The sequence below is a fragment of the Rubritalea sp. genome, from assembly GCF_051252225.1.
In the GTDB taxonomy this organism is placed as follows: domain Bacteria; phylum Verrucomicrobiota; class Verrucomicrobiia; order Verrucomicrobiales; family Akkermansiaceae; genus Rubritalea.
The window spans coordinates 1-3,564 of sequence record NZ_JBPOGE010000035.1 but is presented as its reverse complement, the minus strand read 5'-3'; the positions used below and the strand labels follow the sequence as shown (position 1 = coordinate 3,564).

Here is a 3,564-nt window from a genome sequence, read left to right as displayed (position 1 = left end):
CCCAACCTCGTACCGCGGTTGAGCGCGACTCACCTTTCACTACATTCACTCTTAAATCTTAATCCAAAGCTTTCTGGTCGAGTACTCGGTTGGTGTGCTTTACGTTCTACTAAATTTACCATGCATCCAGCAATTACAGTGATAACAACCCTTCTCGGTATGTTTGCTTTTGCCTTTGGTCTTGCTTGGTTTGTTCCCTTAGCTAGTGCACATTCAGACAATAGAAAGTCTCGTCCTGCTGGGGATATTGCTTTTCCACTTCTGGATATTCTTTTGCTATTACTAGACTGTATACCCATCTTTTGGCTCTTCAGATCTGTTCCGTTTTCCTCTGAAGCTAGACACGACGTCAAAGATCAATGGCGTAAGGACAAATCCATCCGAGTTTGCTTCTACCTATTCCTAGCTTGTTGCACTCTGATCCTATTGCTGACCATGCTAAATAAACTCATAAATTAACTCTGTAGAACAAGACGCTGCACCCAATCCCTTCACCGTCGAGACGCGAGCCATTTTCACAAATTCAAACATTAACCCAAAAACAAAGCGCGCTGAGAGTTCAGTGATTGGTGTGCTTTACGTTCTGCTAAATTATGAAGCCTCTCAGTAAATCAAAAGGTAAAACACGATCATTACAGGTCATTTTGATTATTCTGATGTGGTTAGGTATTTTCATAAGTGGAGCATTTTTCCTACTTGCGCTTATCTTTCACTTCGCGATCAACCTCTCTAACTTTTGGCACCTCACCCTGGTTAGCTACACACTTTGCATGCCTATACTTTCATTTGTAGGAACACTGTATTTCTGCGCTTCTCCAAAAAGCCGTTCTCTATTGTTTTCAGTAGTTCCAATCTTAGGTAACTTCCTCACACCATTACTTTGGAACCTAGATGCATCCTCAGGCATAATCCACTAAATTGCCTTGCAGAACAAGACGCTGCACCCAACCTCGTACCGCGGTTGAGCGCGACTCACCTTTCACTACATTCAAACTTAAATCTTAATCCAAAGCTTTCTGGCTGAGTACTCGGTTGGTGTGCTTTACGTTCTACTAAATTTTTGCTTTTAGGCTAAATCACTCATTTTCTGTCACTAAGATCCTTTTTCTACATTCGCGAATTGCGGACACACGTTTTCTAAACGCTCAGCTTCCCCTAAGTTCGTCTCAGCACATTGCTTTCTGAATGAGCGATGGTTTTTCAGAATCAGGCTCAGCATGTTGCTTTATGAGGTCGATCTTGCTAGGTTTCTCATCCAGCAGGATGAAACAGAAATCCTCCATCCACACACTCTATCAAAACCCAGAAATCATTTGGTAGAACAAGACGCTGCACCCAATCCCTTCACCGTCGAGAGTCGAGCCATTCCCCAACTCCAAACATTAACCCAAAATTAAAGCGCGCTGAGAGTTCAGTGATTGGTGTGCTTTACGTTCTACTAAATTAAACATGTCGAAATCCAATATCCTTATCCGCATGATTTTAAGCTGGTTAGCTTCTATGCTGCTACCATTGTATATTTATCTTAAAGCAAACTTTGATCTTATGGAGCATGCTGAAGGAGGTGTCACTATTTTGAGTATTCTCATTATTAATTCTGTGAGAGAACCTATAGAAAAGATTCTAAAGTTGAGCTATAAAACGAACTACACTCTTATCGCACTATTCATGTTATTGCCGATAGTACCTGTGTTAGTGATCTTTGCTGTCAATTACGGATATGATCTTACCTGGACGATCTATGCTGTAATAATTGGGTTGCCAATTGCTTTCATCTTGAGAGACATCTACTGCATTATCGGCGGTAAAATTGCTTCTGTAGAACAAGACGCTGCACCCAATCCCCTCACCGTCGAGTAGCGAGCCATTTTCAACATTCAAAACATTAACCCAAAACCAAAGCGCGCTGAGAGTTCGGTGATTGGTGTGCTTTACGTTCTACTAAATTTTTGCTTTTAGGCTAAATCACTCATTTTCTGTTACTAAGATCTTTTTTCTACATTCGCGAATTGCGGACACACGTTTTCTGAATGCTCAGGTTCCCCTAAGTTCGTCTCAGCACATTGCTTTCTAAATAAGCGATGGTTTTTCAGAATCAGGCTCAGCATGTTGCTTTCTGAGTTCGATCTTGCTAGGTTTCTCATCCAGCAGGATGAAACAGATATCCTCCATCCACACGCTCTATCAAAAACCCAGAAATCATTTGGTAGAACAAGACGCTGCACCCAATCCCCTCACCGTCGAGACGCGAACCATTTTCAATCTTCAAACATTAACCCAAAACCAAAGCACGCTGAGAGTTCGGTGATTGGTGTGCTTTACGTTATGTTAAAAATTCAGCTTTATGAACACACGAAAAGCTAATGACGATGACTTAGATTCACTCGTTTCTCTAAACGCAGAAGTTCAACAAACTCACGTCGAACTGTTTCCTCATATCTTTCGATCAACTGAAACTAACGAGCTCAAACACAGTCTTATCCAATCTTTGAAATCAGACACAAAATCTATTCTATTGGCCGAAGACGATAACTCTGTTGTTGGCTACATGGTCATTAGCCAGAAGATTCAACAAGAGAATTTACTTATTCATGAACTCAGATGCGGCTACATAGACCAAGTTTGTATTACTCAAGTTTATCGGAAGAAAGGTGTCTTCAAGCTCCTATTAGAAGTAGCAAAAAATGAAGTCAGAAGTTGGGGATTCGACAGGATTGAACTTGATGTTTGGTCTGACAATTCAGCAGCTAAAGAAGCTTTCATCCATTCAGGATTTCAGTCCTATAACGAGAAGATGCTGTTGCAGATCTAACAAATCAACTTACATAACAAGACGCTGCACCCAATCCCTTCACCGTCGAGAGTCGAGCCATTTTCACAATTCAAACATTCACCCAAAAACCAAAGCGCGCTGAGAGTTCAGTGATTGGTGTGCTTTACGTTAGGCTAAATCATGCAATCCGATCACGAAATTCTACGTATTAAACAACGTAAGCTGGGCTTTAAGTGTCTAGCTGCATCTGCTGTTTTCGCGTTGTTGAGTTGCATAAATTCCTTCTATCGAGACCCATCCCCAAGCATAGATTTCACAACTCAAGGCTTTCTCAATCTTGCAATATGCCTCGGCATATTCGGCGTCCTTCTCATATTCTTTGCTAACAAAGGCGCACGCAGCAAGAGCATCTCACAGAAACCATCATACTACGTTATTCAAGAAGACCGAGATCGATATTCTCTAGTTATGCGTAATGATGTTTTCGAACTTTCAGTACCTACAGGTAATGTCGGTCCTGGGATATCAGTAATTCACACATTGTCGGACTCTGAGGTTGTGGAATACAGGCGTAATGGAATTTCTACTCTCGAGGATAGAATTTCAGACATGAACAACAATATGACTAAATATACGATGCGAAGTTGGCGCTAAAACTGCCTTTGCCTAACAAGACGCTGCACCCAACCTCGTACCGCGGTTGAGCGCGACTCACCTTTCACTACATTCAAACCTTAAATCTTAATCCTAAGCTTTCTGGCCGAGTACTCGGTTGGTGTGCTTTACGTTCT

At 41.7% G+C, this 3,564-nt stretch carries 5 protein-coding genes; all 5 read left to right on the top strand.

What is annotated here, in order from left to right:
* Positions 1-459 (top strand): hypothetical protein (locus ACSHX2_RS15185; protein WP_435693806.1); only part of this gene is annotated, 459 nt, incomplete at its 5' end.
* Between the two features lie 134 nt (positions 460-593).
* Positions 594-917, top strand: coding sequence for a hypothetical protein (locus ACSHX2_RS15180; protein WP_435693805.1), 324 nt, complete (start codon positions 594-596; stop codon positions 915-917).
* 532 nt (positions 918-1,449) lie between these two features.
* Positions 1,450-1,860 carry a hypothetical protein gene (locus ACSHX2_RS15175; protein WP_435693804.1) on the top strand — a complete coding sequence of 137 codons (411 nt, stop codon included), beginning with the start codon at positions 1,450-1,452 and terminating at the stop codon, positions 1,858-1,860.
* A 484-nt stretch (positions 1,861-2,344) separates the two neighbouring features.
* A complete protein-coding gene (locus tag ACSHX2_RS15170; RefSeq protein WP_435693803.1) occupies positions 2,345-2,812 on the top strand; it encodes a GNAT family N-acetyltransferase in 468 nt (155 codons plus the stop codon).
* 141 nt (positions 2,813-2,953) lie between these two features.
* The gene (locus tag ACSHX2_RS15165; RefSeq protein ID WP_435693802.1) at positions 2,954-3,427 is read left to right on the top strand and encodes a hypothetical protein; all 474 of its coding nucleotides are present in this window, start codon (positions 2,954-2,956) and stop codon (positions 3,425-3,427) included.
* The last annotated feature ends 137 nt before the right edge of the window (positions 3,428-3,564 follow it).